The following is a 25203-nucleotide window of genomic DNA, read 5'->3' on the forward strand; positions in this document are numbered from 1 at the left end:
CTATCAAGAAGCAGTTCAGCCCACTGCAAATGAATAGGATGACTTATGGATATTAAAAAATTTTGGCAGCTGATCGATCAATGTAAGTATTCGGATAACCCTGAGCTACGTTTGGAGGAGTTGCTTGATGGTCAAACGGCAGACGAAGTGATGGCGTTTGACTGCTACTTAGAGTGGCTTCAACACTACGCCGACCGCGCAGACATCTATGGAGCCGCGTACATTCTGCATCAAGTGTGCGATGAAGAAGAATTTTTGAACTTCATCCGTGGCCTCATCGCAATGGGGAAGAGCGTATACGAGGCTACCCTAAAAGACGCAGAGCATCTGCAATGGCTGTGGCTTCAGGAACCTATCGAAAACGAGAGTATCGGGTGGGTTGCGCGTAAGGTGTATGCGCGCAAGATGGGGATCAGCATCTTCGACGCGATGGACGTTCTCATGGCAAACAGCGACGAAACGGAGATCAACATCTACATCGACGGGGAACGTTACGAAAAGCCGGAGATTGGCGAGTGGAACTTCGAGGACGAGCAGGAAAATCGGAAGCACCTTCCGAAGTTAAGTCGTCTCATGTACGACATTCAACTCGTCCCGAATCCCCACCTAGGATAAATAGGACTGTCGCAAGCCAGCAGGGCGGTCGTCACCGCTTCGCGCCGTTACCAATGAAATGACGGCCACCTGCTGACCTTCCGACGGTCGATCTGGTAACTCGACCTCCAACAGCGAAGCGGAATCGTCAAGCCACGATTCCGTCAAACATGACAAGGAATCCAATGGAACGCAAATTCAAATGTGCGGTGAATCGGCACATCATTAACAAAATACAAACTCCGCAAGACCCGGAGATTTTCACCACTGGTTTCGAGAACGGCGAATTCACGATAGAGGAACTCGCCGCCTATATCAATCAGGGCTACGCAGTTACCGCGCAGCACAAGGGGAGGAAGCGCGACGCGAATTTTACGTGTTCTGACCTGCTTATGGTCGATATTGATAAAGGATGGACCGTGGAAGAAGCGCGGGAGAACCCGTACATTCAGCAATACGCGGCATTGCTTTATACGACGGCAAACCATACGCCCGAGAAGCATCGCTTTCGTGTGGTATTCGTTCTGAATCGAACGATTGCCGATGCGCGCGAAATGGTTGCGGCGTATGACGGAGTGGTTCGAAAGTTCGGTGGCGATGGGTCGTGCAAAGAGCCCTGCCGAGGCTTCTTTGGCTCGCTGGGAAGCAATCCGATCATTTTCGGTAATGTGCTGCCGGACAACGAACTCGATACGTTAATTTCCAGCGGCTCGATTAAGCGCGTTTCGGATCGGGTTTGCTGCGATAGCGGGAACGACCTCGGAGCGAGAGCTTCGCAGACGTCGGGAGATCCCCTCGAAAAAGACCAGATGGTACGGCTAGCGCGCGGACAAGGTCGTACTGTATTGTTGAAGGACTTGCCCAAGCTCACGCCAATATATTGCCCGAAGCATTTCCCCGAAAACAACCCCAGCGCGTATGTCATTACCAATCGACACGGCGTGAACGGAATCCGATGCCGGAAGTGCTGCCTTGCCTATTGGCCGAAGGATGAACTGCGAAAGAAGCGACTGCCGTACAACTTCTACGAGATCGAAGACCTTATCAAGGAGGCTGACTACTATCAGACTCCCGCCAATGTCTATGATCCGGACGAAGTCGGGGCACCTTCCAATCTGGTTAGCAATCTGCTTGACGAACTTCCGGGCGAACGCACGTGTCACTTGTTCTCGAAACAATACCTGTCCCACTTCGAACCGGGCATCCCGCTGCACGAAGGAATCACGTTCATTCGAAGTCCGAAGGCATCGGGGAAAACGCAGTGGTTGGAGAAAATCGTGTTGGACTGCAAGGCCGCTGGCCAATCCGTTCTACTGGTCGGCCATCGACAGACTTTGCTGCAGTCGATGGCGAAGCGTCTCGAACTCACCTGCTACTTCTATGTTGAAGGATCGGCGATCCGTAACAATCAGCCCGACGACCATTACGCTATCTGCGTCGATAGCATCGGGAAGCTCCTGAATCCTATGTTTCGGAACTATGACGTGGTGATCATTGACGAGTCCGAGCAGGTGTTCTCGCATCTCACATCTGATACGCTGAAATCAAAGCGTCGCCAATGCTATCAAAAGCTGTTCCACTACCTGCGAGCAGGCAAGTCGATCATCGTCGCCGACGCTGACCTCGGCCCGATTACCGCAGACGCCGTGTGCGCCGCGACCCAATCCGGGACGCCGTATCACTTCTATCTCAACCAGCGCAAGGAGAGTCGATGTGATCTTCATGCGTACGAGAGTGAATTCCATCTTCAAGCTGAATTGATGGATGCTGTTCGCGCGGGCGGTCGCCACTACATAACGACTAACTCGAAGAAGAAGGCTGAAGTATTGCAGGAGGCGATTCGTTATGAGTTCGGCGAGTCGCGCAAAACTATGCTGGTTACTTCGGAGACCACTAGCCAACCGGAGGTTCAGGCGTTCGTTAATAACATCAAGACCGACATCTTGAACTACGATGTGGTCGTGGCGTCTCCGACTCTCGGAACCGGTGTGGACATCACTTTCGAAAATGACGCTCAACTTGTCGATACGGTGTTCGGGTTTTTCGTGCCCCGCGTGAACACGCACTTCGACATCGATCAGCAGTTAGCTCGGGTACGGCATCCCAAGGCAATCAAGGTATGGGTGGCGCCCGACCGATTCGGCTTCGAGACTGAGCCGGAAGCGATTTTGTCCGAGGTCTTGGATAACGCCGTGCTCAACGACACCATAATCGGATTTCACGATGATGGTCGTCCTCTACTAGACGAAACCTATCTGAACGTATATGCGCAGGTTACGGCGATGTCTCGTGCGTCCAAGAACAATCTTCGCGCGAACTTCATGGAGCTTCGGCGGCGTAACGGTTGGAAGGTGGTGTCGATTGAGCCTGATACCAATCTCATGAAAGATGGGAAAAATAGATACAAAAAGGCAAGCGACGTAATCGATGCCAAGCGGATTGATGAAATCTGCATGGCTGACAAAATCAACCCGGAGACCTATCGTGAGCTTCGCGGGAAACGCGACATGGGCCGACGGTTGACTCGTGCAGAGGAAAATTCCATGCGCCGTCAGGAACTTGAAGCCTTCTACCGGGAAGACATCTCACCTGAACTCGTCGTTCTCGATAAGAACGGACAGCTTCGCAAGCAGGTGCGAATGATGGAACTCTACTCGTTGCCGTTTGATCGCCTGAGCGAGGGCTCGAAGGCCGATCGCGAAGCAGGTCATTTTCTATCGGATACCAGTGCGGACCCGTTGAAGAAGGCCATGCTCTATCAGCTTTTGTCGGCCGCTGGCCTGGCCGATGAATCGAACCTGATCAAGACGGGCGTAGTCGTATCGCAACATACGCTCGGAGACTTCGCGAAGGTGTGCGATGAGTACGCTGTAAAGATTCAGGAACTGTTCGATATCAATGTTCGAACCCGTGACCTGCACACGAAGACAATGCAAAAGCTTAGTAAGGTGCTTGAACTTATTGGGTTGAAGAATGCGCCTCCAACTCGCGAAAAGGTCGGTAACGTGACGACCTACTACTATGAACTCGACGTTGGCTCGCTGGACTTGGTTCGCGGCATTGTTGAGCGACGCGCGGGTGAGGTCGTGAAGCCGGCACTGATGCTGGATTTCCATGGTCGGTCAAGCAAGACCAGCATGCGCGAGCTGTTGGCATGGTGAGGCCTCGGTGCTAACGCGCCCACTCTAGTATTTACTGCTTTGTCAGAGTGTTATCAATAGGCCTGCAATGGCAGGCCTAGTTTTCCTGTCTGAGACCTGCTGATGTGGGTTAGCTCTCGCGCGAAGTCAGGATGCGATGTCAGAGATACGAAAAATTGTGACGTAGGAGCGAGCGAATGAAAGTCAAATTGGGCATGACGTCGTGGCATGATCTGTACATGCTCAGGCGAAGCATCCTCTCTGGAAGCCGTGTGAGCGCAACCGTTGCTCGATATCGAAGAGAAATCCGGAAGAGACTAATGCCTGCGATTGCTGAGGCTATCGATGCCGAAATGAAGCGAATCCAAGTCGGCGGTGGCGTATGCAAAGGCGCGGCTACCGTGACCATTGACGTGCAAATCGAACAAGTTGACTTGATAGAGCCGGGCACCTATAACGTCAACAAAGATTTGCAGGTGGTACTGAAGAAGAATAACAAGAAAACCCTGAAGGACTTACTGGACTGGTAGCGCATCAGGGTTGGTCTTGCGGCGCGAGGAATTCAAACCGGTTCGATTGATACGCCTTGCTTCGTGAACGCGTCCTTAAACCATTTGTCGAATCCTGGTGCTTCCGCAGGGGCGACCAACCCATAAAGCTCCCGGCCCACTTGCGAAAATATCACTCCCTGTAGGACTGCAGGGGAGGTCACATCGGCGCGAAGTCTGGCGGTAAAGCGCTTGCGGCCGTACATGAGGTGGCTGGTAGCATTCGGTTTGAACTCGTAACTGCTCAACGTTTCAGACGCGAGCAATCCATACGATCGCAGGTGCAGCATATCGACATATTGGATGTCCAAATCCGGTATACCGCGCGCTGCGATGTCAGCCGTGACTAACGCCGGTACTATGACCTCGTTGTCCATTTTAATCGCTGCTTCACAGAGGCGTTCGAACTTCTTCGCGATCGGTTGGGTGAGCGTCGAGAGTGCGTGGATGGTGAGCGGCGAAAAGCATCCGGGCTGTCGGATCTCTCCGGCGAGAATTCGTCCCATCAGATGCTGCATTTCGTGGCTGCTCTTTTGGGCAGCAACATCGGCGAAAAGATTGAGCCAATCGTCGCTGAGTTCCGAGTCGGGATTCTCATCTATCGTCGGCGTATCGTCGGCGAGTGAGGTGAACGCCTCCGCCACTACCGCCGACTTATTGGCGTACTTCCGTTGATGCTCGTTTAGATAGGACATCACGATCCTGTCTGCCGATTCCGCCGAAAGATTCTTCACTCCTTGGCGGGCTGCCTTGTTGATGATTTCCCGTTGAAGCTTGGCATCAAAATCAGCGCGCTCTGTACGCCGCTCGATCATGCGCGTTCCGGCGTGAAAGCTGGCGTCAATGATGCGCTCTGCACCAATTCGAATTCGGGCGACAATCGAAGGCGGGATTGGCACGCCGTGGGCGACGGCAAGACCTGCCGCTGCGATGTCGAACGACTTTCCACTTTTGATGAAGTTCGCAGCATCTGCTAACGTGATGGGCAAGCCTCCCAACTCTGAACTTCCAGAGTCGTCTGCCGCTTCGGCTGTCTGCTCGTCGTTGCTCATTTCGAACCTCAATCGCCAATTTTACGAGCGCTAATCCTACCGTAATCCACGCCGATTGAGCCAACTTCCAGATAACGCACCGAAACAGAGAAAGCAGGCATTCGATCTTTGGCTCCACGTGCGTTGTCTGCGGCACAGTCCGTCAGGGCTGGGCTTTTTCCACCTGATATGATTACTTAGCCCCACCCGAAGAAATGGTCAGGGCGGCGATCAGGGCGGCTGGCCTACAATCAGTCCATGGTCAACCAGAGTACCGGCAGGAATGTTTACTAAATACATCTAGTAAACATTCCGATACCTGAAGCCGTCCTGCCAGTGTACGAAGTCCAGAGGGCTGGATAGAATGTTTATAAATGATTCGCAGTAGGAAATTATTAAACATTCTGGAGCGAAATGTGCGGGAAGGTCAGGCGAAGGTATTGACCGAATCGGAGTTCCGTCGCGTCGTCAACGCGATGAAGAAAGAGGCCCATGCGAAGCGGAACATCGCGCTTATCTATTTTTCGTTCGGTCTCGGACTGCGCGCAAAAGAGATGGCATCGCTTCGAATTCGGCATGTGCTCGGTGCCGATGGCGAGCTGCTGGACGAAATCAATCTCGATGGTTCGATGACGAAGGGCAATAAGCAACGCCACGCGTACTTGACGAATCCGAAAGTTGCCGACGCGATTCGTGACTATCTGAACGAGCGGCGGAAGGACGAAGGCATCCTGTTCAACTTCGATGCGCCGCTGTTCCGTTCGCAGAAAGGTGGGCAGTTTTCACCAAACACGTTGCAACAGCTTTTCCATCGAATGTACACGAAGGCTCGATTGCAGGGCGCATCGAGCCATTCGGGTCGTCGCACGTTTGCGACGACCTTGATTGAGAAAGGAGTGGACATCAAAGCTGTCTCAACGTTGATGGGCCATGCGTCCATCGGCATGACTGCACGTTATGTTGAGGACAACCCGGTACGACTGAAGCAGATCAGCGCCGACTTGTTCTGAGTGTGCTAACTCGACCGATAGACATTGGATCAACGACAGTTTAACGGAGGGAGATATCGTGAAGGTTAGGAAACGCATTCGGATGATCAACAACAACGCGCGAAAGCGCGATCTGAAATTGCTCGCGCGGATCGCCAGAACGAACGACACCGGTCTTGATGATAGCGTTGTATTAGCTATTCTGAAGTCGAAAGATGGTCCGTGGACGACGGTGATGACAGTCGAAGAGATGTTCGCCTACCTCGAACTCGATGAGTGACGGTCCACGTTTGCGCTGACGTCGATCGAGAGGGGTGTGGGTATCGTCGCGGATACTCCGACGCGGTCGAAGCAGACCTGCGACGACGTGCATTCAATGCTCGCTGCATCGACGGCTGCTGTCCAATGGATTCTTACTTTCCGTCATCGTAACCCCAGCCACCGAGATACGAAGGAATGGCGCTCAGATTGCTGATTCGTTCGTGGTTCTGCATCGACGGCTCTCTGGCAATCATTGGGAACAGGTTTAGAAGCATGTCTTTTGTTGCGTCGAACGCTTGTGGTGAATATTGCTGACCATCTTGCAGTTCATTTAGTGTAGACATTACCCATCGTATGTAGGCGATTGGAATCATCAGATCGGGCAGATCTTCCCATCCACTGATCAAACCCGGCCGCCCATACTTTGTTTCGAGCTTGTCGTCGCAAGGACCCTTGCAGCACAAGTACACACGCTCGTGCTTAGGTTTGAACTCTGGGTCGTATTCCTCTGAATACGTCTTCCATCCAACGACGATACCACTGGGTTGTTCTCCGAGGAGTTCCTTGCTGCATGCTGCACATCGTAGTGACGGTTCCTGTGAAAATATTCTGGCGGCTTTGGGATGGTCTTTCTCCCATACGGCTGCCGAAATCGGCATGAATCGACGGGCAAGAATAAATCCTTCTCGCGAGGCGAGAAGTTCAGCCTCAATTCTTTCCTGATCGAAAACTAACGAGGGATTCGTCTTTTGCAAAGCCTCCAGCTTCGTTGCAAGTCCACTGCTTGGAACTGTCGAATAGAAGCCGATAAATCCAGAGCACTCATGGGTCTCAAGTCGATCACGGATGTCCGGTTCATCGCTCGGAGACACTGATGAGCCGGAGTGTGCTTTGTGTTTGCAACTCACCAGCCATCGGACCTTTGTCTCGCCTACAATTCCCTGACGAATTTCCTCAACGATCAGATCACGCCCGGCGTCTGCCCCTCTATCTGGGTCATTCAAGACAAGAAAGCCTTTCATCGAAAGAAATTCTCGCGCAAACAGTTCAAACTGGTCGCGGTTTTTTCCGCCGGTCGGAATTGCGATTTCAGTGAGGTCAAGCGCCGCCATGTTGAGATCCGTTCTGTATTGAAGTATTGGGACTTTGCTTTTTCACAATCGATAGCAGCTTGCAAGCTGTTCGGCTTTGCTGCGGCGGCGCCTACGACAGACTGCTGATTGCGTGGTTAAGAGGAGCAATCGCCTGCATACGCGCGCTTCAAAGGAGCCGCATGGGAGTTGCATGCCGGCGAGCGAGGCGTAAGGCCCCGCAGAATTCTAGATCAAACATTGGCTCAGAATTCGGCGTAAATCAACAGACTAGATTACTGGACAGCAGAACTCGAAGGAACGTCAAAGGTGTCGAGCGACAATTGCGAATACAAACGGTGGTTTAGCAACACTTGCATAATGGCCCTCATCGATTCGCCTGTCGGAACGATACGACCAGTATCATCGAATTGAATGTTCCAGCCTTGTTGCACGTTGACTTGTCTTAGGCGGGTCATGTAGGCGTTGTCTGCGTAGTGCCCTTTCTGCTGTATGACGGCCATTCGCCGCAGATGCATTGTGTTAGTCCCTACATGTTCAATCAACGGCCCCATGTCGGCAAATCTGGCTGTGAAAGTAGCGTCCTGCTGCAATTCGCCGAATGAATTCGCGTACTCGACCTTGTAGCTCAGTATCGTTTCGAAAGCTCGCTTATCCATGATGAACAGGTCCTCACCGAAGACCACGAAGTCAAGAGACTTTGCAATCGTGAAGCTACGATCCTCGACAAGATCCATCTGATTTGCCCGCATCACAACGTTGATGACGCTCCTGGCCTTTCTTGTTTTCCATGAGTCTGTAACCCGTTTTACGCAGTAGAGAATCTGAGTGCCACTTCGAAGGCGTAGCAGATAGCCCGCGACATTCTGTAAATCTCTTTCGCCAGCAATCCGATGCTCCTCGGCCGGTGCGTCAACAAGTGTCGCGAGGTCTGAAAAACATGTTTCGTCTGTTCCAACGTGCAAGCAGCTCACTTCGTTGAGCTGGGCTGTAAGTTCGTAGTCTTCGACCTCCGTATGGGCCAGAAGTGACGCGCTAACGATGCGCTTCAGTTCCTCCACGAGCGCGTCGGTCACCTCGATGGATTTAGCGTTAAAGCCTCCCGCTTGGCGTTTTTTCAAAGTCCATAACGATAAGCTTGCGCCTGCTACGTCGAAATTTCTGCACCCATTGAGGGCTTGCTCTTTAGTCATTTTTGTTTGCCTTCAAAACGTAGATCCCTTGGACGAGGCAGGACCTAAGTGCCTGGTCGGGTACGACGTTGTCTCTCGAAAGCGCTCGCAGTGTTCTACGATTGCCCTCGATGTCTGCTTGGACTTCGTAAAGTTGCCACCCGGCTGCCAGCAACAATGGATTCATGAGGATCTGACCAGACCGGTACGTGATGATGAACAACCAGATCATGAATAGACCAAAGCCAACAACCTTGCCCGTGCTGCCGAGCTCTACCCCCATGAATGACACGATGTACGGGAACGCATAGTTGATCAAATCATTGGGGATCGACTTACTTTCCTTTATCGTCATCTCCGTTGTGCCGTTCAGGTGTCTCAGCAGCCATAGGAAAAAGACAAGGCTCACACCGGTGGCCACTATGAAAAGATAGGCCATCGTCGGATGCGCTACGTGTGGGATATCGCATGATCGCCAAAACTGGAGAGATTTGCAAAGCGGTCGGCCCCAGTCCTCATTCGGTATGTCCTGAACGGCCAGGATCAGCGCTAGAGGAAAATAAGATCCCAAAAACAACGATATCGCTGGAATCAGCTTAATTTGCATCGCTACCTCATGGACGCTGGACTATACGGCCTTCAGCATCAACACTTTTGTTTTCCAGATGCCGCACTGATCGGGCACACCGATGAATGGTTGCTGATTCGCTACGGCCAATTACTCCACTGGGTTTGAAGCGGGTTGCCAAATATACACCATCTACGCCATATGCTTGAATCTAGCGTTCCTTAGTTTAAGCTCTCGTCAAGCGCGCGAAGTAGGTCAAGTGCGCCTCCCTGCAATCCAATACCTTTCTGTGGATCGATAGCGTAGTCGTCGGTGTTGATTCGGATGACGCGCGGGCCGTTTCGTTCGCTTATGTTTCGAACAGTCGGAATGGCGCCACCCGCACCTACCTCGATAACGACCAACCGTTCGACGCTCAACAGCCACGCTTCGAATCGCATGCGCTGACGCTTTGTGCGGGTTTCGATCCAATCCCAGTCATCAAACATCAAGATATCCGGTCGCGCCACGCTGCCACACTTTGGACAACGCGGAAGCGGTGAGGTAAGGAAGCACTGTTCTTCGTCCACTTCGGGATGGAAGTCATCCGCAGACCATATGTCGTGTGAACAGGGACGTGAGCATTGCAGGAGGTGAATCGAACCGTGGCATTCGAGGATGCGAGTTTCCGGAATGCCTGCCTTCTGGAAATGTCCGTCCACGTTGCTAGTGAACACAAACGCGCCGCGTTCCGTCATCGATGACCAGCGCCGAACAATCTCGTAACCTGCATGTGGGTCCGTTCGCCGATAGAGATTGAGCCTATGGCCGTAGAAGCCCCACGTCCGTATCGGATGATTTCGGAATGCCTCGCCGTTGGCAATGTCGTGAAAGCCCATGCCTTCTACCTTCAATGCAGGATATGCGTTCCAGAAACGATGTGTGTTACGGAAGTCCGGCAGTCCCGAATCGACGCCCATACCTGCGCCAGCCGTGATCAGGATTCCGTCAGCGTCGCGTATCCAGTCGGCGGCAACCTTCAGTTGTTCGTTTGTGGTGGTCATGGGTCGTCGCCTCTATCGACCTTCATTGTGCGTAGCGGTAAATGCGTTCACGACACAGGAAATCAATCGTTCGACCTCGTTGCCGATGTGATCTTCGCGCAAGAACTTTTGCAACTCGGCGTGGCGATCCCTGTATTCGGCATCGAGTCGTTCAACAAGACCTAGCCTGACGAACTCTGTCTCGGACAGGTCCATCATCGACCTCTTTGTCAGCCCAAGTTCTTTCAGTATGTCCGGCACGCTGCTTGACCTGCGATGCTGATCCCATCGAACTGCAAGCGCAGCCAGTTGGTCTGAGTGCACTGCAGACAGCCATTTCAACATGACTGAGTCGCAAAGATCGCATTCCGCCTGATTTCGTTTCCTAAACGACAGTGCGATGGCATTCTGCCGTTGCTCGAAGAAGCCCGTGATCTCGTCGTCTACTATACGGCGCACCGTGCCAACAAAATCCGTCAGGCTATCAATGCACAGCGCGGCGTTCGAGGCGAATTCGGCGTACCAGTGCAGAAGAATTCCGGCATACGGCTCGTCGGCATCCTCGCGTTCAATTTCAGCAGGCGATAGATGCCCTGTGACGATGCGAACAGGCAACAGGAATGGTACCGCCGCTATCAGTAGTTTGACGGCATGGTGTAACGATTCCGTGGAAATAACATCGGGCATGCCGAGCCCCTTTGTGGCGATGCCTAGCAGGTCTGCAATGCTTGTTGGCTTCATCTTGTCGGTCTACAGCTTCTGCTAACGGATCAGTACTCGCTCGGAAATAGTATCGCGGTCGAGGTCTGGTCGGCTTCGGTGATGATCCATACACGCTTGCTCGCGACCTCATACGCCGAGAAGATTCGTGCGCCGTGGATTGCTGCGAGCAGGTTGGTTTCGGCATCCTTCGGCGTAACGTCTCCCCAATCGCCGTGTTCGTGACGGTACAGGTAGGGCTGGATGTCGATGCCTTCATGTTCGAGGTGTTCGAGTACAGCCGGCGTGGCGACAACTCTCCCAAGTTCGATCAACGGAAAGGCGAAACCCGCGAACGGATCATTGGTCGCCGACGTGGCGCGGTCGTTGGTGTCGGACATTTGGACTACTCCTTGCGAGCGGTAATGCGGTTTCGACGGGCGAAAAAAAACCAGAGCGGGTTGCCCTGGTTCGTTGGTCGGATCAGCGACCGCTTCGTGTGCTGGTGGCTGGATCGCCACCTCGTCACGATGGGAAGTGAAGGCATCAGTGCCCGATAGACCCATCAGAATTGACTGCGCCGCTGTTCACGAGGCGTTCGTGTTGAAGCTGGTTGTATCGCGTGTCGTATGCCTTCGCGATGCAATCGACTGTCTGGCAGGCGTTTCGCGTCCTGAGCCACTGACGCTGTTGCTGTTTGACCTGATTCTGGCTATCGGACGCCTGCAAGACTTCCCGATACAAATCGGCGTTGACCGAATCGGCTGCGGAAAGCGTCGGGTCGGCGCAGATCATCTTCTCTACTTGGGACGAAGCTTTGGCGCAGTTGAAGGCAGGGCCATCGGCGAATGCTGCTGTTGACGAGGCAACCAAGAGCGTTGCGAAGACAATGCGGGTTTTCATATTTTCTATGTGTTGTCGTACGGAGTGGATAGACGGGCGCGTTACATCCCACAAACCAGTTCTGTGTTGCGGATAAGCTGACCGAGCATCTGGGCATCCGATTCATAGATCGGCGACATGCTGGGGTCGTTCTCCGGGTCAGGCACATTGCCCCTCCGAAGGACATGCAGACGCGTCTGGATATAGTCGCTCAATGGCCCCGTTGCGTTGACTAACTGAATGACGCTCGCCGTGCAACCCGGATGTTGATCTTCCTGTAGTCCGCCGTGGTCAGAGAGATCGGCGAGTTTTTTAACCTCTACAAATTTAGTGGCAAGCTCTTTGCGCTCAGGGGATGCGTAGGATGCTCGAACTACCGAAGAATTTTCCCCGCCGTTAGAGGATTGAGGGTCGTTGCTATCGTTTGACTTACGCGCAGCCTGAGACATGACTGCAGCGAGTATCCAACACGCGAAAAACGGAATCAGAAGTTTGCGTCGCGATGGGACACTGTTGCCGGTGCGTAATGCCAATTGCGGGCGAACTAGCAGAACGAAGAATCCAACTGCGGCTGCTGCGAACAGTATGGCGAGCGTATGCATGATGGGCTATCTCAACGTTGGATACGCGCTACCCAACGGATAGCGCGAGATTCTCAGTGGCAGATGATGATGGTTACGACTGGTTACTGCGAGACAGAGACGCCGTACGTCGAATTGATGGCGTCGATCTTGCCTTGGTACGGAATGATCCAGTTGATCCACGACGAACCGTTCGGATAGCTCGCGTTGCCGACATAAATCTGCGACGAACTGGAACCAACATCCTTCTCGATGTCGCTGAAGCCATAGAGCGGACCGGACGTGTTGAGGTGGACGTTCGTCGTGTAGATCGCGCCGTTCACAGACAGGACATCGAGAGCCAGTTCGTATGTCGGGTTGTACGGCAACTCGATGACGTTCGTCTGGCTATACGTATCGTTGCCGTTGTTCTTGAAGATCGTCGGAACCCAGTTGCCTTGGTTGCCATCCGGCGCAGTGCCGCCGAGGAACAGATCGAATTTGCCGGTGTTGTTGAAGTCAATCAGTTCAGTCGTGTAGATCTGTGCGCCGCAGTTCGATGTGCACGTCAGGTCCGGTTGCGATCCATTCGTGCCGTACTTGATGACAGGCGGAAGCCGGGTTGTGCTTTTCGTGAACGTTCCATCGCCGTTGTTGACTAGGAAGTACGGCGTTGCGGCTATGAGGGGATCGACCACGACGATGTCAGCGAAACCCTTGCCGCTGTAATCCGCAGCCGACGCGCTGTGGAAGAAGCCCGTAAAGGGCAAAGTCACGTTCTTGTACGTACCATCCGACTCGCTCAAGAGCATGTGCATCTGTTCGCCAAGGAATGGCGACGCATCGAAGCCATGACACGCGAAAAGCACATCAGGTTTGCCGTCGCCATTGAAGTCGGCAACGATAGCTTTGCGCGGGTGCAGGCAGCCGACATTGTTGGAGAGGATGTCCGATGTGTGATCGACCCACGTCCCATTTACGCTCTTATAGAAGTGAATGTGGCCGAAGTCGTTCGCAGTGGACGGGTCCGACGAGTTGTATTCGAGCGTATGCGTGACCATCGAGTACGTACCGTCCTGAAAGAAATCCGCGAACGCAACGGCATTTCCGGACGTGACTTCAGAGGGGAGCGATTGCGGACCTATTGCAGCCGCTGCTGCAGTCTTGTTCAGGTAAGACGATGCCTGAACCGGAATGGGTTTAGCCGGTTGGGACGTGACTGGCGCAGACGCAGAGGTGGGCGCGGATGCAGAGGTCGGTGCGGACGCGGATTGTGGTGCGGCGGTCGAACTACCCCCACCACCTCCGCCGCAAGCGGAAACCAATATGGCGCTAACCCCGATAGCTAGAGCTGCTGCAACTTTCAACATCATTTTTCTTCTCTTCTGAGTTGGTATTGCTTCTTCAATTACGTCGAGTCCGACCCATAGCGATTAACGGATATGTAGCCGACCCCAACGGCCAAACGCGCCGCCACACCAGTGGTAAGGCGACGCATATTCGGAAGACGGGCGCGTCTCCGCACGCCCGGCTATTCAATACGTCTCGCCCGTCCCACGATCAAATCTGAACGAGCTGGTACACGATGGCCTGCACTTCCGGATCGTTCTTTCGGAGCAAGGATGCGAATCGAGCAATGAGCAGGCGATTCTTCGTCGTCTCGATCTTGTTGATCTGGCGGATGACCTTCGGATCGAACGGACGACCGGGCTTCAACTCCTCGATTGCAGATTTCGCGAGCGCCGTGCGTTCCGCGTCCAGTTCTTGTAATGCAGCGCGGAATTTCTCCGGCGTATCGGTCGCGGGCGTCTTGCGGGAAGGCTTCGCGTTCGTGCTCGCCGGTGCTTCGGCGGTGGCAGCAGGGGCAATCGAGGCCTTCGCTTCCGGTTTCGTGCTCATAGATTTCTCCAAATAGTTCGTCGCATCGACAGTTAAATACTATCCAGAGTTTTGTCCTTCGTACATATTTTTTATCGCAAATTCAATGGGTTAGGGAAATTTACTTGACCGTGCTGCGCGGTATGCGGCGCGAGGTGTCACCCTGACCGGACGCGTTCGATGTCTGCTATATCTGTCGGATATGTGATGTTTAACGTCACATTGTAATACGGCACTTCATAGGATTTCTTTAGTGCTCGGCAGACCATTACGTCCGTGCGTAAAAGGTCACATATGGACGAGCTGCAGAAGGCTGCGTTGGTGAGGGCGGTTGGGCAAGCGATAGCATTGAGGCGTGCTGCCACAGGGCTATCGCAAGAAAAAGTCGCAGAGGCTTTGGGAATTACTCGGGAAGCGGTTTCTCGGATGGAGACCGGAGTTGCAGTTCCAACAGTCGTGCGGCTTGCCGAACTGGCCGAGATTTTCGATTGCGGGATAGGGGAGCTGCTAACGGACGCATCGAATCGAAAAATCGATCAGGCAAGGAGAATTCTGGAATTGCTCGAAGGCTTGTCGGCTGAGAAGCGCGAGATGCTGATGAGTGTCATCAAGCAACTCGCGGATGGACTCGTAGATAGATAGGTTCGCGCTGACGCAAGATGTGATCAGCCGAACGGCGCACCCATAATGAGCGCGCCGTTTGGCATCCAGTTAACACAATACTGCGCGTGGATTTACGGCTTGCGCCACTTATCGGGATTGCCGTTCGCCGTGTGTCGAACCCGTTCCACGAGTGGTGGGGCACCGTTATTCAACTCTTTCGCTCGCTCGATCGCTTCCCGTTGAGTGGGCAGCACGTCGCTTGCGCGCTGCGAATTGGGGCGCCGGACCGCGTAGTCCCCTTGAGGGCGTTGTTCGACAAAGATTTTTTTGCTAGCCATGCCAACTCCTATCGCTTGCGCGTAGTCCCTTCGGTAGAGGCGTGGCGGAACGGTTTGAACTCATGCCGATCCGCCACGTACAGCGGCTCTTCAGCTCACTTCTCGCGGCGCACTTTAATCGGCCACGCCGAGATGCCGAATTTCCTGGCATCTAGAAGCGCGCCCGACTTAGTGCGACGGAAGCGGCGGAAGATGATGATGTAGTCATCGTCTTTCGTCGTCATTTCCGACCTCGTCAGAAATGCCTCACCGGATGGAACTTGTGCGCTTGCAGCAGTCAAATTGATTGACTACAATTCGCGTGCTTCCTGACAGAAGCGCAAAAGAGGAAGCCAGAGGCATTTGTCTTCCTTTTCCCCGCACTCATCGAGTTGGCGCTCGACTTTGTGCTTACATCTCGCCGCTGCGTTTAAGTCGGTCGATTCGAATCCTCGCGGCTTCCATCGACACACCGAACGCGGCGGTGAGGTCGTAATCTGTTTTCAGTCCCCTCCTGCGAATTTCTTCCACTGGCATCAGTATTTCCGCAGCGAACTGATTGGCCTGCCATTCTGAATCCTCGAAGATCTTGATTTCTGCAGTCGGCGGTTCACGATTCAGCGTCCTGCGGTGTCCGAGTAATGCGTGCCCCAGTTCATGAAACACCGTGAACAACGCCCGAGGATCATTACGGCATGCTTTCTCGTAGACGCGTTCCGTAACGCATAGCGTCAAGCTTTCTGGAATCCAGCACGCTTCGACGCCTGCCGGTAGGCCGTTTGCTCCGTCTTCGAGAACATCGACCGTGATCGAATAAATTGATAGTCGTTCGAGGAAGTGCCCGAGTCGAATCGGAAATGTGATTCCCAATGCGGCCCGAGCGCGTTCGGCCGTTTGCCTAATGTCAGAGATGCGCTTGCCTGGTACTCGAAATCCTTTCAGTGGGCCTTGACCAAACATCATTTCCCTCCGATCTTTTTCAGCAATTGCTTCAGGTTGTCTAGGTCGTTCGAGTCAACACTGTCCCAAGATGCTCGCGCAAACCCAGCAACCATCATTTGGTGCTCCGGGTTAAGTCCTTCGAGCGACACTGTCTCGTTGGACACATCCGCGAGCGGTTGGAGTTTTTCAACGCGAACACCGTGCTTTGCGAAGTACGCTTCCGCCTTCTCCGCCATTTGCGGCGGTACTTTTTTGCGTCCCGTCTCTAGCGCGCTCAAGAATGCTGAGGTCACGCTCAATGCAGATGCCATCTCAGAAAGTGTGACATCCGCATCCAGCCTGGCCTTTCTCACTGCCTTGCCAAACGGTGTCAGTGCCATTTCAATCTCCAGTTGGTCCCAAAATTATCCTTGTTTTGCAAAATATTAACCGAATGGGTTAATATTTTGCAAGTCGATGTGTGAAAAATTTACCAATCCAGTATGCTGCAAGGCAGCACTGGTTTCATCGAGCCTCGCTATGTAATGAGTTCCATAGACTTGGCCGAGTACAGCCGCCGCTTTCTCAAGGGAGCGCCGCTTCAAAAATTCGCCACCGCACCAAGTCCCGTGTCAGCCTCCTATTCGTATTCGGAAGCGGATTCAGCGCTGAAATCCGTCGATACGATTGGCGCTGCTCGCCATCGTGGCTTGGCCTCTAGCGATGCGCGCCGTGCGTCGCTCCATGTTCGCAAGAGGTGTATTTGAAACTCACGGATTGAGCCGGTGCTGCGCGCTGGCTCAATGGGGCAGCCAAAGCGTTCAGTGATGGCGGGTAAATGGCTACACGTCAACAAGATCGGCCTGCCGAGCTGTTGGATCGGCGTGCTCGAAAGCCGCCGATCCAGATCTTGCATTTTGCCTAATCTGACGAGGATTCGAAAAGTTCGCTGTCACCGCGTCCAACGCCCGGTATGAGGGCTGTCTACGTAGGCGCTCCGAGCGCTGCCGCACTTAGTGCTCCAAATCTAGAAGAGCAACAACTGCGTCACGCGATGATTGAAGCCGCTGGGAATGATGTCATTCACTAGCGTTCCTAGAATACCTATCAGCCGCTCGTTTGCCTTCGCTTCATCGTCATTCAAGCCTAGCCGTACTGTCTCGAAGTTCCGCGCTACGTCTTCCATTCGCTGGGCAATCGGCTGACCGGGATACTTGATGCTTTTGTCCAGAAGCCAAAGCGCTTCAACTAGCTCATCGTGAAATGCCTGGTCAATGCAACCCTTCTTCAACAGGCGGCTCAGATGCCTGCGCGCCGCGCCAAGTCGCCCGCTCTTGGTCAGCGCTAGCCCATACTTGTGAAGCAGGAACCGATAGTAGTGGCCGTTTGATGGGTGGCACTCACTCAAAAGATTCGCGAGAACCCGCTCTCTAGCCTTGGGAAGGATCGTACTAAACAGGGTCGCTCGACCACTGCAAGCGTCCAACGGTGTTTCAATTAGTTCATTAGTGAGGATGAGAACAATTAGCCCCACGGCGTCCTCAACCGCAGCGTCTGCCTCAGCCTCAGTGAGAGCGCGGCCGAGACTGTAATGTGACGCCTTGTCACCGAAGTCCTTGATATGCCATAGCGCGTCAACGATCTTGGAAGGCGTGTGCGAAGAGATTCCTTTGATCTGGTCGCCCAAAGGAATCGTTTCGAGTCGATCTGTCCCGATCTCATTCTTCAATCTAGCCGAAAGAAAGAGATCGATCATCATCTCCGCATAAAACCTAGCCGCATTGCCCTTTGAGGCAACGGAAACGGTTTCCGAGAAAAGGTCAGCCAGCCGAGGTTCGGCTGGCTTCGGAGTCAGGCTTGTCGATTCTTCTATGCGATTCATCTAATGGATCTGAGGTGGACGAGTGTACCGATACAGCCAGGATTATTGAGGGGCTCTTTGAAGCGAGCCGCAAAACTATAGAAAGTTCTTCCGGGAGATCACGTCAAGTGGACACCCTCCGAACGCGTTGCTCTGGGAATGTATCAACTACAGCGGTTATTCGAGGTACAACCTTCACCGTCGTATCCATCACGCTGGCGGTTCGAACGATTTCCCACCTGTTGGTGTTCGCAATGGGTACACGGCAGTGTTCGAATGTGTTCGTTCCGAAATGGTGCGGCAGATATCAACACACAAGAGACGTTCAGCCCGGCTTTACCCCAAGGGCCGCTCCCAAAGGAAGCTGACGTTCGCGTGTGACGATCTTCCTCGGTTGATCAACCTCAGGGGCCTTTCGTCGCGGAGCTGACGTTGGGAGAATATCGGCTTCGCGCTAGGCATTCGAAGGCAGTGATACGCGGCCCATCGGGCCAGATTCAGCACTGGGCAACCCCCCACAAACGACAAAGGCGCCCGAAGGCGCCTTTGTCCGTTCCTGCCGCTCGATCAGTAAGTCTTGGTCACGAACATGTCGACAACATCAGCCTTGTCGTCCGCAACTCGCTGCATGAACTGGTCGAGGAAGTGCTGCGCCAGATCACCGGTCGGGAAAGGGCGTGCAGCGAGATAGACGCCATCGGCGTTGAAGATGACGGCCAGGAACGGGGTTCCAAGCATAGGCGGCTCGTAGACGCAGCCGGTCAAGAAGGGTTGTGCCATTATTTTTATGCTCCATAGCATGCGAAAGTGTTAAGCCAGCAAGTGTGCCCTGGCCGACCTCGTTCTGTCGAATATCACATGCGGCATTAGTAAACTTTGTCCCGCGCCTTCCTTGCAGTCTCGGCCGCAATGTTCTGCGCCACCTGACGCGAGGCTAGCCCGGTTACAACAGGGGTTTAATTGGCCATAAGCCAAGACGTGATGGCCGCCCGCCGCCGCAACTTCGAGTGCCCGCCGCGCGCCGCGTTGACCGATGACGTCGCCCATATCCGGGACGATGGCCGTCGGGGCTTCCGCGAGGGCCGGCGCGGCGACTGGATAGAGCCGCCCGTCCGGCGCTTGCGCAAGGTGAGCGCATAACGAAGGCAGGTCTGCGGCGCCGTAGACGTCGACGCCGGGAACGAGCGCCGCTTCCGCCGCGCTCGCAGCGGGCAGGTAGAGCTGAGGCGTGGAGTGCGCTGCGGCCGCTTCGACGGCAAGCTCGCTCGCCATTCCGGCGGATTGCAGCGCAGTACCGCCGCCTTGAGCCACAGCGCTGCGCGCCGTTCCGCACGCCATGGCGAAAGCGCCGCGCATCGGCCTGAGGGCACCGGTCAGCGACAGTTCGCCCGCGAATTCACGATGCAGTAACGACTCGGCGGGAATCTGGCCGCTCGCCGCGAGAATGCCTAAAGCGATGGGCAGGTCGAAGCGGCCGGATTCCTTCGGCAGATCGGCCGGCGCGAGATTGACGGTGATGCGCCGGACCGGGAAGTCGAAGTTGCAGTTCTGAAGCGCCGCGCGCACGCGCTCGCGGCTTTCGCGCACTTCCAGATCAGGCAGGCCGACGATCGAAAAAGAGGGTAAACCGTTTGCGAGGTGGACCTCGACGGTTACTTCGGGCGCGCGGCCAGAGGCCGGCGCGCGACTGCGCACCACGGCAAGCGACATGTTTTCTCCCGTCGGACGGCGCGCCGAGGGCGCGCGCAAGTCCCCTAAAACGCTGATGACGTCACGGCTCGCTTGCCTGTGATGTGCAGCACTGCGCGGCGCTTACGCCGCGAGCAAAGCGTTACGGCGTTTGCGTGACCGGCAGCTTCTGTTCGAGTTCGGCGACGCGGCGCTCCAGCTCTTCCAGACGAGCGCGCGTACGGACCAGCACCTGGGTCTGCGTATCGAATTCCTCGCGCGTCACCAGGTCGAGCTTCGAAAAGCCCTGCGACAGCATGGCCTTGACGTTCCGTTCGACGTCCTTGGCCGGCGAATTTTTGAACAGCTCGCTCATGCGGGCCTGAAAGTCGTTAAAAACATCGTTCGGTTGTTTCATGGTGTTCCCCTTGGTGCACAAAAAATGTGCATGTTTCGTTACGCCTGTGCTTTGTAACGGCAAATGGGCGGTGTTGGTGCATGCCCCGTTGCGTGCCGTTGCCGCATGAGCGCCTTTGGTGCGCGCCCATGCGTTCCAGACCTGCGAACACTCTAGCAACGATCCATACGCCGCGCCAGCGTGCCCCCGCTAACGTTGGCCGTCCGGCCAGGGCGGCTTGCGCCCCTTTTGCGACGTCCACGGGGCGGAGTCTGACACAACATGGCATGCGAGTTGCTGTTACTGCCCCGCGCGCACTGCCGGCACCTTTTTACCGGCAGCGGAAACGAGACCACGCGAACGGTTTACAGGTACGCAACGAGAGTTACGCAAACGGGTTACGCAACTAAGCGAGGGATGTCATGAAACTCATTACCGCAATCATCAAGCCGTTCAAGCTCGATGAGGCGCGCGAAGCCTTGTCGGCCATCGGCGTCTCGGGCATCACGGTGACGGAAGTCAAAGGTTTCGGTCGCCAGAAGGGCCACACGGAGCTGTATCGCGGCGCTGAATACGTCGTCGATTTTCTGCCGAAGGTGAAGATCGAGGCCGCTGTCTCGGACGACATTGTCGACCAGGCGATCGAGGCGCTCGAGCGTGCGGCTCGCACGGGCAAGATCGGCGACGGCAAGATCTTCGTCACGCCGATCGAACAGGTGATTCGGATCCGCACCGGGGAGACCGGCGCGGACGCTCTGTAATACCAAAAGATAGCGACACAGATAGCGACAAGAGGAAACGAAAGATGCGCAAATTAATGATGTCCTTGCTGATGGCCGGTTCGCTGCTCGCGGGCGGTATCGGCGCCGCCCTCGCGGACGACGCTTCCGCCCCCGCAGCCGCTTCGGCCGCTGCTCCCGATACGACGGCGAGCGCGCCGGCACCGGACGCTTCGGCCGCACCCGCTGCCGCCGCGGCTTCGGCGCCGGCCGCTGACGCGTCCGCCGCACCGGCTGCCAGCGCGGCCGCCGCCGCACCCGCAGCATCGGACGCTGCGCCCGCTGCCCCGACCGCGCCGTTTTCGGTCGATTCGTCGAAGATCAATTCGGGCGACACCGCCTGGATGCTGACCTCCACCGCGCTCGTGCTGTTCATGACGATTCCGGGTCTGGCGCTGTTCTACGGCGGCATGGTCCGCAAGAAGAGCGTGCTGGCGATCCTGATGCAAAGCTTCGCGATCACCTGCCTCGTGTCGATCATCTGGGTCGTGGTGGGCTACAGCCTCGCCTTCACGCCGGGCGGTTCGTTCATCGGCGGTTTCTCGCGCTTCTTCATGGCGGGCATGAACTACATCAAGGGCGACAAGGCCACGACGCTGACCGTCAGCCACCTCGCCCCGACGATCCCGGAAACGGTCTACGTCGTCTATCAGATGACGTTCGCGATCATTACCCCGGCGCTCATCACGGGTGCGTTTGCCGACCGTATGAAATTCTCGGCGATGCTGGTGTTCATGACGCTGTGGTCGATCATCGTCTACTCGCCGATCGCGCACATGGTCTGGGAACCGACCGGCTGGCTGGCTAGCGCGGGCATCCTCGACTTCGCGGGCGGCACGGTGGTGCACATCAACGCCGGTATCGCGGCGCTGGTCTGCGCGCTGGTGCTCGGCAAGCGTGTCGGCTACGGCAAGGAAGCGATGGCGCCGCACAACCTGACGCTCACGCTGATCGGTGGCGCCATGCTGTGGGTGGGCTGGTTCGGCTTCAACGCGGGTTCGGCGGTGGCAGCAGACGGCCGTGCCGGTTTCGCAATGTTCGCCACGCAAGTGGCAACGGCAGCAGCAGCACTCGCATGGATGTTCGCCGAATGGGCAACCAAGGGTAAGCCGTCGGTACTCGGTATCGTGTCGGGCGCCGTGGCAGGTCTGGTGGCGATTACGCCGGCTTCGGGCTTCGTCGGTATGGCGGGTTCGCTGGTGATCGGTATCGCGGCAGGCGTGATCTGCTTCTGGTCGGCAACGTGGCTCAAGCACAAGCTCGGTTACGACGACTCGCTCGACGCGTTCGGCGTGCACTGCATCGGCGGTATCGTGGGTGCGCTGCTGACCGGCGTGTTCGCGGTGAAGGACATCGGCGGCGCGGACGGCAGCGTGATCCTGCAAGCCAAGGGCGTGCTGACGACGCTGATCTACAGCGGTGTGGTGAGCTACATCCTGCTGAAGATCATCGACATGGTGATGGGCCTGCGCGTGACCGAAGAACAGGAACGCGAAGGTCTGGACGTGACGCTGCACGGCGAACACGTCGAATAAGCAACACAGCGCGAGCCCGCGCTCCCGGGCTCGTGGGGATTACGAATAAGCGCAGCGATTTTGGCCCGCCTTCATGGCGGGCTTTTTTCTTGCGAGCTATCTTGTGAACGGTAGTTTTCCCCGCCTATGATGGCGATAGCGAGAATGCATTCGCGTCCGCTTGCGAATGGAGAAACCGTCCCCAAATGGACAAAGCATTTGCTCTACAATCTTTTTTCTCCAGTCTGCGAGTGATCAATGGTTCCGCACCTAGTTACGGCGTTAAACGGCCCGCTGCTCGATCTTGAGCGGAAGATCCTCGACGCCACGCCCGCCATCGAACGCTGGTTCCGGCTCGAATGGCAGGAGCACACGCCGCCGTTCTACTGTTCCGTCGACCTGCGCAACGCGGGCTTCAAGCTCGCGCCGGTCGACACCAATCTGTTCCCCGGCGCATTCAACAATCTGCCGCAGGAAGTGTTGCCGCTGGCCGTGCAGGCCGCGATGGCGTCGATCGAGAAAATCTGCCCGGACGCCAAGAACCTGCTGGTGATTCCCGAACGCCACACGCGCAACGCGTTTTATCTCGAGAATGTCGCCCGTCTGGCCGCGATCATGCGCCAGGCCGGCTTGAACGTGCGCTTCGGCACGCTCGACGAAACCATCAACGGGCCGGTCACGATCGCGCTCTCCGACGGCCAGAAACTCGTGCTCGAACCGCTCGAGCGCTCGCAGCGGCGCCTCGGCCTGAAGAATTTCGACCCGTGCTCGATTCTGCTGAATAACGACCTGTCGGGCGGCATTCCGCCCGTGCTCGAAAATCTTCACGAGCAGTATTTGCTGCCGCCGCTGCATGCCGGCTGGGCCGTGCGCCGCAAATCCACGCATTTTTCCTGTTACGACGACGTCGCGAAGAAGTTCGCCAAGATGGTCGAGATCGATCCGTGGATGATCAACCCGTACTTCGCGCACGTGGAAGGCGTCGACTTCCAGGAGCGCACCGGCGAGGAAGCGCTGACAGACGCGATCGACGGCGTGCTGAAGAAGATCGCCAAGAAGTATCGCGAGTACGGCATCTCCGAGAAACCGTATGTCGTGATCAAGTCGGACGCGGGCACGTATGGCATGGGTGTGATGACCGTGCACGACGCGTCGGAAGTCGCCGCGCTCACCAAGCGCGAACGCGCCAAGATGGCCGCGACCAAAGACGGCCTGGAAGTGCATGACGTGATCGTGCAGGAAGGCGTGTACACCTTCGAGCGTATCGGCGAGGAAGTGGCCGAGCCGGTTGTGTACATGATCGACCGCTACGTGGTGGGCGGCTTCTACCGCGTGCACGGCAGCCGCGAGCGCGATCAGAATCTGAACGCGCCGGGCATGCACTTCGTGCCGCTCGGCTTCGAGCATACGGCGCTGCCCGACGCGCACGCCAAGCCGGGCGCGGCGCCGCCGAACCGCTTCTATATGTACGGCGTGGTGGCGCGGCTCGGGCTGCTGGCCGCATCGGTGGAACTGGAAAAGACCGATCCGGAAGCGATTCAGGTTTAAGCCACTTTGGTGGTCGATGGCGGCATGCGTGCCGCCATCGCCATTTTCAACGACTATATTTACGATCAACGCCAAGCCCGTCAGGGCGCACCAGGACCCTCATGGACATTCTTTTCATCGCTGATCCGCTCACGCAATTCAAGATCTACAAAGACTCGACCTACGCGATGATGGCCGAAGCGGCGCGCCGCGGTCACGTGGTGTATACGTGCGAGCCGAAGCATCTGGCGTGGACGGGCGGCGACGTCGAGGCGAACGTGCAGCGCTTTGCGATTGTCGGCGACGTCACCGATCTGCATCGCGAAGTCTGGTACGACGCTGAAGCCCCCGCGCCGCGCTCGCTGAAGAGCTTCAGCGCCGTGGTGATGCGCAAAGACCCACCGTTCGACATGGAATACGTCACGTCGACGTGGCTGCTAGAAATGGCCGAACGCGGCGGCGCGCGCATCTTCAACAAACCGCAGGCGATTCGCGATCACTCGGAAAAACTCGCGATCGGGGAGTTCGCGCAGTTCGTCACGCCCACGTTGGTTACGCGCGACGCGAGCCGTTTGCGTGCGTTCCATGAGGAACACGGCGACGTGATCCTGAAGCCGCTCGACGGCATGGGCGGCATGGGCGTGTTCCGCGTGAAGGCCGACGGCATGAACCTTGGTTCGATCATCGAAATGCTCAGCCACGACGGCGCGCGTTCGGTGATGGCGCAGAAATTTATCCCCGAAATAAAAGAGGGCGACAAGCGCATCTTGCTGATCGGCGGCGAAGCCGTGCCGTATTCGCTCGCGCGTATTCCTCAGGGTAATGAAGTGCGCGGCAATCTCGCGGCCGGTGGCCTCGGCGTGGCGCGTCCGCTCACCGAGCATGACCGCAAGATCGCCGATACGCTGGCGCCGGTGCTCGCTGCGCGCGGTCTGCTGCTGGTCGGGCTGGACGCGATCGGCGACTGGCTGACCGAAGTGAACGTGACGAGCCCGACGTGCTTCCGCGAGATCATGGATCAAACCGGCTTCGACGTCGCCGCCATGTTCATCGACGCATTGGAGCGCGCGGCGGGCTGATGGCGCGGCCTGCTGCCGGCACTTGAATGCCCGCCATGTCCCCCAAACTGTGTAGTAAATCCGCATCACGCAGCACGCCGGATTTGGCGCGAAAATGAGCCT

Annotated in this window: 28 protein-coding genes and 1 pseudogene; 10 read left to right on the forward strand and 19 right to left on the reverse strand. The window is 56.0% G+C overall.

Annotated elements, in window-relative coordinates; translation table 11 throughout:
• Positions 1-45: 45 nt before the first annotated feature.
• The 3 genes from PQR54_RS02820 (at position 46) to PQR54_RS02830 (ending at position 4264) form a co-directional block, all read left to right on the forward strand.
• Positions 46-615 (forward strand): DUF4240 domain-containing protein, encoded by a 570-nt coding sequence (locus PQR54_RS02820; protein WP_408243982.1) that lies wholly within the window; start codon positions 46-48, stop codon positions 613-615.
• Between the two features lie 164 nt (positions 616-779).
• Positions 780-3755 (forward strand): plasmid replication protein, CyRepA1 family, encoded by a 2976-nt coding sequence (locus PQR54_RS02825; RefSeq protein WP_408243983.1) that lies wholly within the window; start codon positions 780-782, stop codon positions 3753-3755.
• A gap of 176 nt (positions 3756-3931) precedes the next feature.
• Positions 3932-4264, forward strand: coding sequence for a hypothetical protein (locus PQR54_RS02830; protein ID WP_408243984.1), 333 nt, complete (start codon positions 3932-3934; stop codon positions 4262-4264).
• Positions 4265-4296: 32 nt separating this feature from the next.
• On the opposite strand, the gene PQR54_RS02835 is transcribed toward PQR54_RS02830, so the two are convergent.
• Entirely contained in the window at positions 4297-5334 is a 1038-nt protein-coding gene (locus PQR54_RS02835) for a DUF2806 domain-containing protein (protein ID WP_408243985.1), read from the reverse strand.
• Between the two features lie 395 nt (positions 5335-5729).
• On the opposite strand from PQR54_RS02835, the gene PQR54_RS02840 reads away from it, so the two are divergent.
• Together PQR54_RS02840 and PQR54_RS02845 are read left to right on the forward strand one after the other, a co-directional pair.
• The gene (locus PQR54_RS02840) at positions 5730-6323 is read left to right on the forward strand and encodes a tyrosine-type recombinase/integrase (RefSeq protein ID WP_408243986.1); all 594 of its coding nucleotides are present in this window, start codon (positions 5730-5732) and stop codon (positions 6321-6323) included.
• Between the two features lie 82 nt (positions 6324-6405).
• Positions 6406-6582, forward strand: a complete 177-nt coding sequence (locus PQR54_RS02845) for a hypothetical protein (RefSeq protein ID WP_408243987.1) — start codon at positions 6406-6408, stop codon at positions 6580-6582.
• 133 nt (positions 6583-6715) lie between these two features.
• Here PQR54_RS02845 and PQR54_RS02850 read toward each other — a convergent pair whose 3' ends face one another.
• From PQR54_RS02850 to PQR54_RS02895, 10 genes are all read right to left on the reverse strand, one after another.
• On the reverse strand, positions 6716-7675 hold the full coding sequence (locus tag PQR54_RS02850) for a hypothetical protein (RefSeq protein WP_408243988.1): 960 nt from the start codon (positions 7673-7675) through the stop codon (positions 6716-6718).
• Positions 7676-7929: 254 nt separating this feature from the next.
• A complete protein-coding gene (locus PQR54_RS02855) occupies positions 7930-8847 on the reverse strand; it encodes a Kiwa anti-phage protein KwaB-like domain-containing protein (protein WP_408243989.1) in 918 nt (305 codons plus the stop codon).
• Positions 8840-9433 carry a KwaA family protein gene (locus PQR54_RS02860; protein WP_211608636.1) on the reverse strand — a complete coding sequence of 198 codons (594 nt, stop codon included), beginning with the start codon at positions 9431-9433 and terminating at the stop codon, positions 8840-8842. Before PQR54_RS02860 ends, PQR54_RS02855 begins: the two co-directional genes overlap by 8 nt.
• Before the next feature lie 182 nt (positions 9434-9615).
• The gene (locus PQR54_RS02865; protein WP_408243990.1) at positions 9616-10437 is read right to left on the reverse strand and encodes an SIR2 family NAD-dependent protein deacylase; all 822 of its coding nucleotides are present in this window, start codon (positions 10435-10437) and stop codon (positions 9616-9618) included.
• Positions 10438-10449: 12 nt separating this feature from the next.
• Positions 10450-11157: a hypothetical protein gene (locus PQR54_RS02870; RefSeq protein WP_408244257.1), complete on the reverse strand. Its 708-nt coding sequence runs from the start codon at positions 11155-11157 to the stop codon at positions 10450-10452.
• A 29-nt stretch (positions 11158-11186) separates the two neighbouring features.
• A complete protein-coding gene (locus PQR54_RS02875; RefSeq protein ID WP_408243991.1) occupies positions 11187-11516 on the reverse strand; it encodes a hypothetical protein in 330 nt (109 codons plus the stop codon).
• Positions 11517-11661: 145 nt separating this feature from the next.
• Positions 11662-12018, reverse strand: coding sequence for a lysozyme inhibitor LprI family protein (locus PQR54_RS02880; protein WP_408243992.1), 357 nt, complete (start codon positions 12016-12018; stop codon positions 11662-11664).
• 41 nt (positions 12019-12059) lie between these two features.
• Positions 12060-12599 (reverse strand): hypothetical protein, encoded by a 540-nt coding sequence (locus PQR54_RS02885; protein WP_408243993.1) that lies wholly within the window; start codon positions 12597-12599, stop codon positions 12060-12062.
• A gap of 83 nt (positions 12600-12682) precedes the next feature.
• Positions 12683-13618, reverse strand: coding sequence for an FG-GAP repeat domain-containing protein (locus PQR54_RS02890; RefSeq protein ID WP_408243994.1), 936 nt, complete (start codon positions 13616-13618; stop codon positions 12683-12685).
• 499 nt (positions 13619-14117) lie between these two features.
• Positions 14118-14456 (reverse strand): hypothetical protein, encoded by a 339-nt coding sequence (locus PQR54_RS02895; protein ID WP_408243995.1) that lies wholly within the window; start codon positions 14454-14456, stop codon positions 14118-14120.
• Between the two features lie 273 nt (positions 14457-14729).
• On the opposite strand from PQR54_RS02895, the gene PQR54_RS02900 reads away from it, so the two are divergent.
• Entirely contained in the window at positions 14730-15077 is a 348-nt protein-coding gene (locus PQR54_RS02900) for a helix-turn-helix domain-containing protein (RefSeq protein WP_408243996.1), read from the forward strand.
• 92 nt (positions 15078-15169) lie between these two features.
• Here PQR54_RS02900 and PQR54_RS02905 read toward each other — a convergent pair whose 3' ends face one another.
• The 8 genes and pseudogenes from PQR54_RS02905 to PQR54_RS02940 all read right to left on the reverse strand — a co-directional run bounded on the left by PQR54_RS02905 (position 15170) and on the right by PQR54_RS02940 (position 20223).
• On the reverse strand, positions 15170-15376 hold the full coding sequence (locus tag PQR54_RS02905) for a DUF2188 domain-containing protein (protein WP_408243997.1): 207 nt from the start codon (positions 15374-15376) through the stop codon (positions 15170-15172).
• A gap of 95 nt (positions 15377-15471) precedes the next feature.
• Positions 15472-15600 carry a hypothetical protein gene (locus tag PQR54_RS02910; RefSeq protein ID WP_408243998.1) on the reverse strand — a complete coding sequence of 43 codons (129 nt, stop codon included), beginning with the start codon at positions 15598-15600 and terminating at the stop codon, positions 15472-15474.
• Positions 15601-15766: 166 nt separating this feature from the next.
• Entirely contained in the window at positions 15767-16318 is a 552-nt protein-coding gene (locus PQR54_RS02915; protein ID WP_408243999.1) for an ImmA/IrrE family metallo-endopeptidase, read from the reverse strand.
• A complete protein-coding gene (locus PQR54_RS02920; RefSeq protein ID WP_408244000.1) occupies positions 16315-16677 on the reverse strand; it encodes a helix-turn-helix domain-containing protein in 363 nt (120 codons plus the stop codon). The genes PQR54_RS02915 and PQR54_RS02920 overlap by 4 nt, the downstream gene beginning before the upstream one ends.
• Before the next feature lie 626 nt (positions 16678-17303).
• On the reverse strand, positions 17304-18158 hold the full coding sequence (locus PQR54_RS02925; protein ID WP_408244001.1) for a hypothetical protein: 855 nt from the start codon (positions 18156-18158) through the stop codon (positions 17304-17306).
• Between the two features lie 546 nt (positions 18159-18704).
• Positions 18705-18917, reverse strand: coding sequence for a hypothetical protein (locus tag PQR54_RS02930; protein WP_408244002.1), 213 nt, complete (start codon positions 18915-18917; stop codon positions 18705-18707).
• 144 nt (positions 18918-19061) lie between these two features.
• Positions 19062-19847, reverse strand: a pseudogene (locus PQR54_RS02935) (magnesium chelatase domain-containing protein); the annotation flags it as partial.
• Positions 19848-19968: 121 nt separating this feature from the next.
• Entirely contained in the window at positions 19969-20223 is a 255-nt protein-coding gene (locus PQR54_RS02940) for an accessory factor UbiK family protein (protein ID WP_012431591.1), read from the reverse strand.
• Between the two features lie 401 nt (positions 20224-20624).
• Between PQR54_RS02940 and PQR54_RS02945 the strand changes: the two genes are divergently transcribed.
• The 4 genes from PQR54_RS02945 to gshB all read left to right on the forward strand — a co-directional run bounded on the left by PQR54_RS02945 (position 20625) and on the right by gshB (position 25101).
• Positions 20625-20963: a P-II family nitrogen regulator gene (locus PQR54_RS02945; RefSeq protein ID WP_006048089.1), complete on the forward strand. Its 339-nt coding sequence runs from the start codon at positions 20625-20627 to the stop codon at positions 20961-20963.
• Positions 20964-21007: 44 nt separating this feature from the next.
• Positions 21008-22516 carry an ammonium transporter gene (locus tag PQR54_RS02950; RefSeq protein WP_106302214.1) on the forward strand — a complete coding sequence of 503 codons (1509 nt, stop codon included), beginning with the start codon at positions 21008-21010 and terminating at the stop codon, positions 22514-22516.
• Positions 22517-22753: 237 nt separating this feature from the next.
• Complete coding sequence (gshA, locus tag PQR54_RS02955) at positions 22754-24043, forward strand: glutamate--cysteine ligase (protein WP_012431593.1); 1290 nt, start codon at positions 22754-22756, stop codon at positions 24041-24043.
• Positions 24044-24144: 101 nt separating this feature from the next.
• The gene (gene gshB, locus PQR54_RS02960) at positions 24145-25101 is read left to right on the forward strand and encodes a glutathione synthase (RefSeq protein ID WP_408244003.1); all 957 of its coding nucleotides are present in this window, start codon (positions 24145-24147) and stop codon (positions 25099-25101) included.
• Positions 25102-25203: the final 102 nt, after the last annotated feature.

The sequence above is a fragment of the Paraburkholderia phytofirmans genome (assembly GCF_046028095.1).
Taxonomy (GTDB): domain Bacteria; phylum Pseudomonadota; class Gammaproteobacteria; order Burkholderiales; family Burkholderiaceae; genus Paraburkholderia; species Paraburkholderia phytofirmans_A.

What these genes read in the sequence shown, in the direction of transcription:
- PQR54_RS02820 (WP_408243982.1), top strand. Translation starts at nt 46, where the DNA reads ATGGATATTAAAAAATTTTGGCAGCTGATCGATCAATGTAAGTATTCG.
- PQR54_RS02825 (WP_408243983.1), top strand. Translation starts at nt 780, where the DNA reads ATGGAACGCAAATTCAAATGTGCGGTGAATCGGCACATCATTAACAAA.
- PQR54_RS02830 (WP_408243984.1), top strand. Translation starts at nt 3,932, where the DNA reads ATGAAAGTCAAATTGGGCATGACGTCGTGGCATGATCTGTACATGCTC.
- PQR54_RS02835 (WP_408243985.1), bottom strand. Translation starts at nt 5,334, where the DNA reads ATGAGCAACGACGAGCAGACAGCCGAAGCGGCAGACGACTCTGGAAGT.
- PQR54_RS02845 (WP_408243987.1), top strand. Translation starts at nt 6,406, where the DNA reads ATGATCAACAACAACGCGCGAAAGCGCGATCTGAAATTGCTCGCGCGG.
- PQR54_RS02850 (WP_408243988.1), bottom strand. Translation starts at nt 7,675, where the DNA reads ATGGCGGCGCTTGACCTCACTGAAATCGCAATTCCGACCGGCGGAAAA.
- PQR54_RS02855 (WP_408243989.1), bottom strand. Translation starts at nt 8,847, where the DNA reads ATGACTAAAGAGCAAGCCCTCAATGGGTGCAGAAATTTCGACGTAGCA.
- PQR54_RS02860 (WP_211608636.1), bottom strand. Translation starts at nt 9,433, where the DNA reads ATGCAAATTAAGCTGATTCCAGCGATATCGTTGTTTTTGGGATCTTAT.
- PQR54_RS02865 (WP_408243990.1), bottom strand. Translation starts at nt 10,437, where the DNA reads ATGACCACCACAAACGAACAACTGAAGGTTGCCGCCGACTGGATACGC.
- PQR54_RS02870 (WP_408244257.1), bottom strand. Translation starts at nt 11,157, where the DNA reads ATGAAGCCAACAAGCATTGCAGACCTGCTAGGCATCGCCACAAAGGGG.
- PQR54_RS02875 (WP_408243991.1), bottom strand. Translation starts at nt 11,516, where the DNA reads ATGTCCGACACCAACGACCGCGCCACGTCGGCGACCAATGATCCGTTC.
- PQR54_RS02880 (WP_408243992.1), bottom strand. Translation starts at nt 12,018, where the DNA reads ATGAAAACCCGCATTGTCTTCGCAACGCTCTTGGTTGCCTCGTCAACA.
- PQR54_RS02885 (WP_408243993.1), bottom strand. Translation starts at nt 12,599, where the DNA reads ATGCATACGCTCGCCATACTGTTCGCAGCAGCCGCAGTTGGATTCTTC.
- PQR54_RS02890 (WP_408243994.1), bottom strand. Translation starts at nt 13,618, where the DNA reads ATGGTCACGCATACGCTCGAATACAACTCGTCGGACCCGTCCACTGCG.
- PQR54_RS02895 (WP_408243995.1), bottom strand. Translation starts at nt 14,456, where the DNA reads ATGAGCACGAAACCGGAAGCGAAGGCCTCGATTGCCCCTGCTGCCACC.
- PQR54_RS02900 (WP_408243996.1), top strand. Translation starts at nt 14,730, where the DNA reads ATGGACGAGCTGCAGAAGGCTGCGTTGGTGAGGGCGGTTGGGCAAGCG.
- PQR54_RS02905 (WP_408243997.1), bottom strand. Translation starts at nt 15,376, where the DNA reads ATGGCTAGCAAAAAAATCTTTGTCGAACAACGCCCTCAAGGGGACTAC.
- PQR54_RS02910 (WP_408243998.1), bottom strand. Translation starts at nt 15,600, where the DNA reads ATGACGACGAAAGACGATGACTACATCATCATCTTCCGCCGCTTCCGT.
- PQR54_RS02915 (WP_408243999.1), bottom strand. Translation starts at nt 16,318, where the DNA reads ATGATGTTTGGTCAAGGCCCACTGAAAGGATTTCGAGTACCAGGCAAG.
- PQR54_RS02920 (WP_408244000.1), bottom strand. Translation starts at nt 16,677, where the DNA reads ATGGCACTGACACCGTTTGGCAAGGCAGTGAGAAAGGCCAGGCTGGAT.
- PQR54_RS02925 (WP_408244001.1), bottom strand. Translation starts at nt 18,158, where the DNA reads ATGAATCGCATAGAAGAATCGACAAGCCTGACTCCGAAGCCAGCCGAA.
- PQR54_RS02930 (WP_408244002.1), bottom strand. Translation starts at nt 18,917, where the DNA reads ATGGCACAACCCTTCTTGACCGGCTGCGTCTACGAGCCGCCTATGCTT.
- PQR54_RS02940 (WP_012431591.1), bottom strand. Translation starts at nt 20,223, where the DNA reads ATGAAACAACCGAACGATGTTTTTAACGACTTTCAGGCCCGCATGAGC.
- PQR54_RS02945 (WP_006048089.1), top strand. Translation starts at nt 20,625, where the DNA reads ATGAAACTCATTACCGCAATCATCAAGCCGTTCAAGCTCGATGAGGCG.
- PQR54_RS02950 (WP_106302214.1), top strand. Translation starts at nt 21,008, where the DNA reads ATGCGCAAATTAATGATGTCCTTGCTGATGGCCGGTTCGCTGCTCGCG.
- gshA (WP_012431593.1), top strand. Translation starts at nt 22,754, where the DNA reads ATGGTTCCGCACCTAGTTACGGCGTTAAACGGCCCGCTGCTCGATCTT.
- gshB (WP_408244003.1), top strand. Translation starts at nt 24,145, where the DNA reads ATGGACATTCTTTTCATCGCTGATCCGCTCACGCAATTCAAGATCTAC.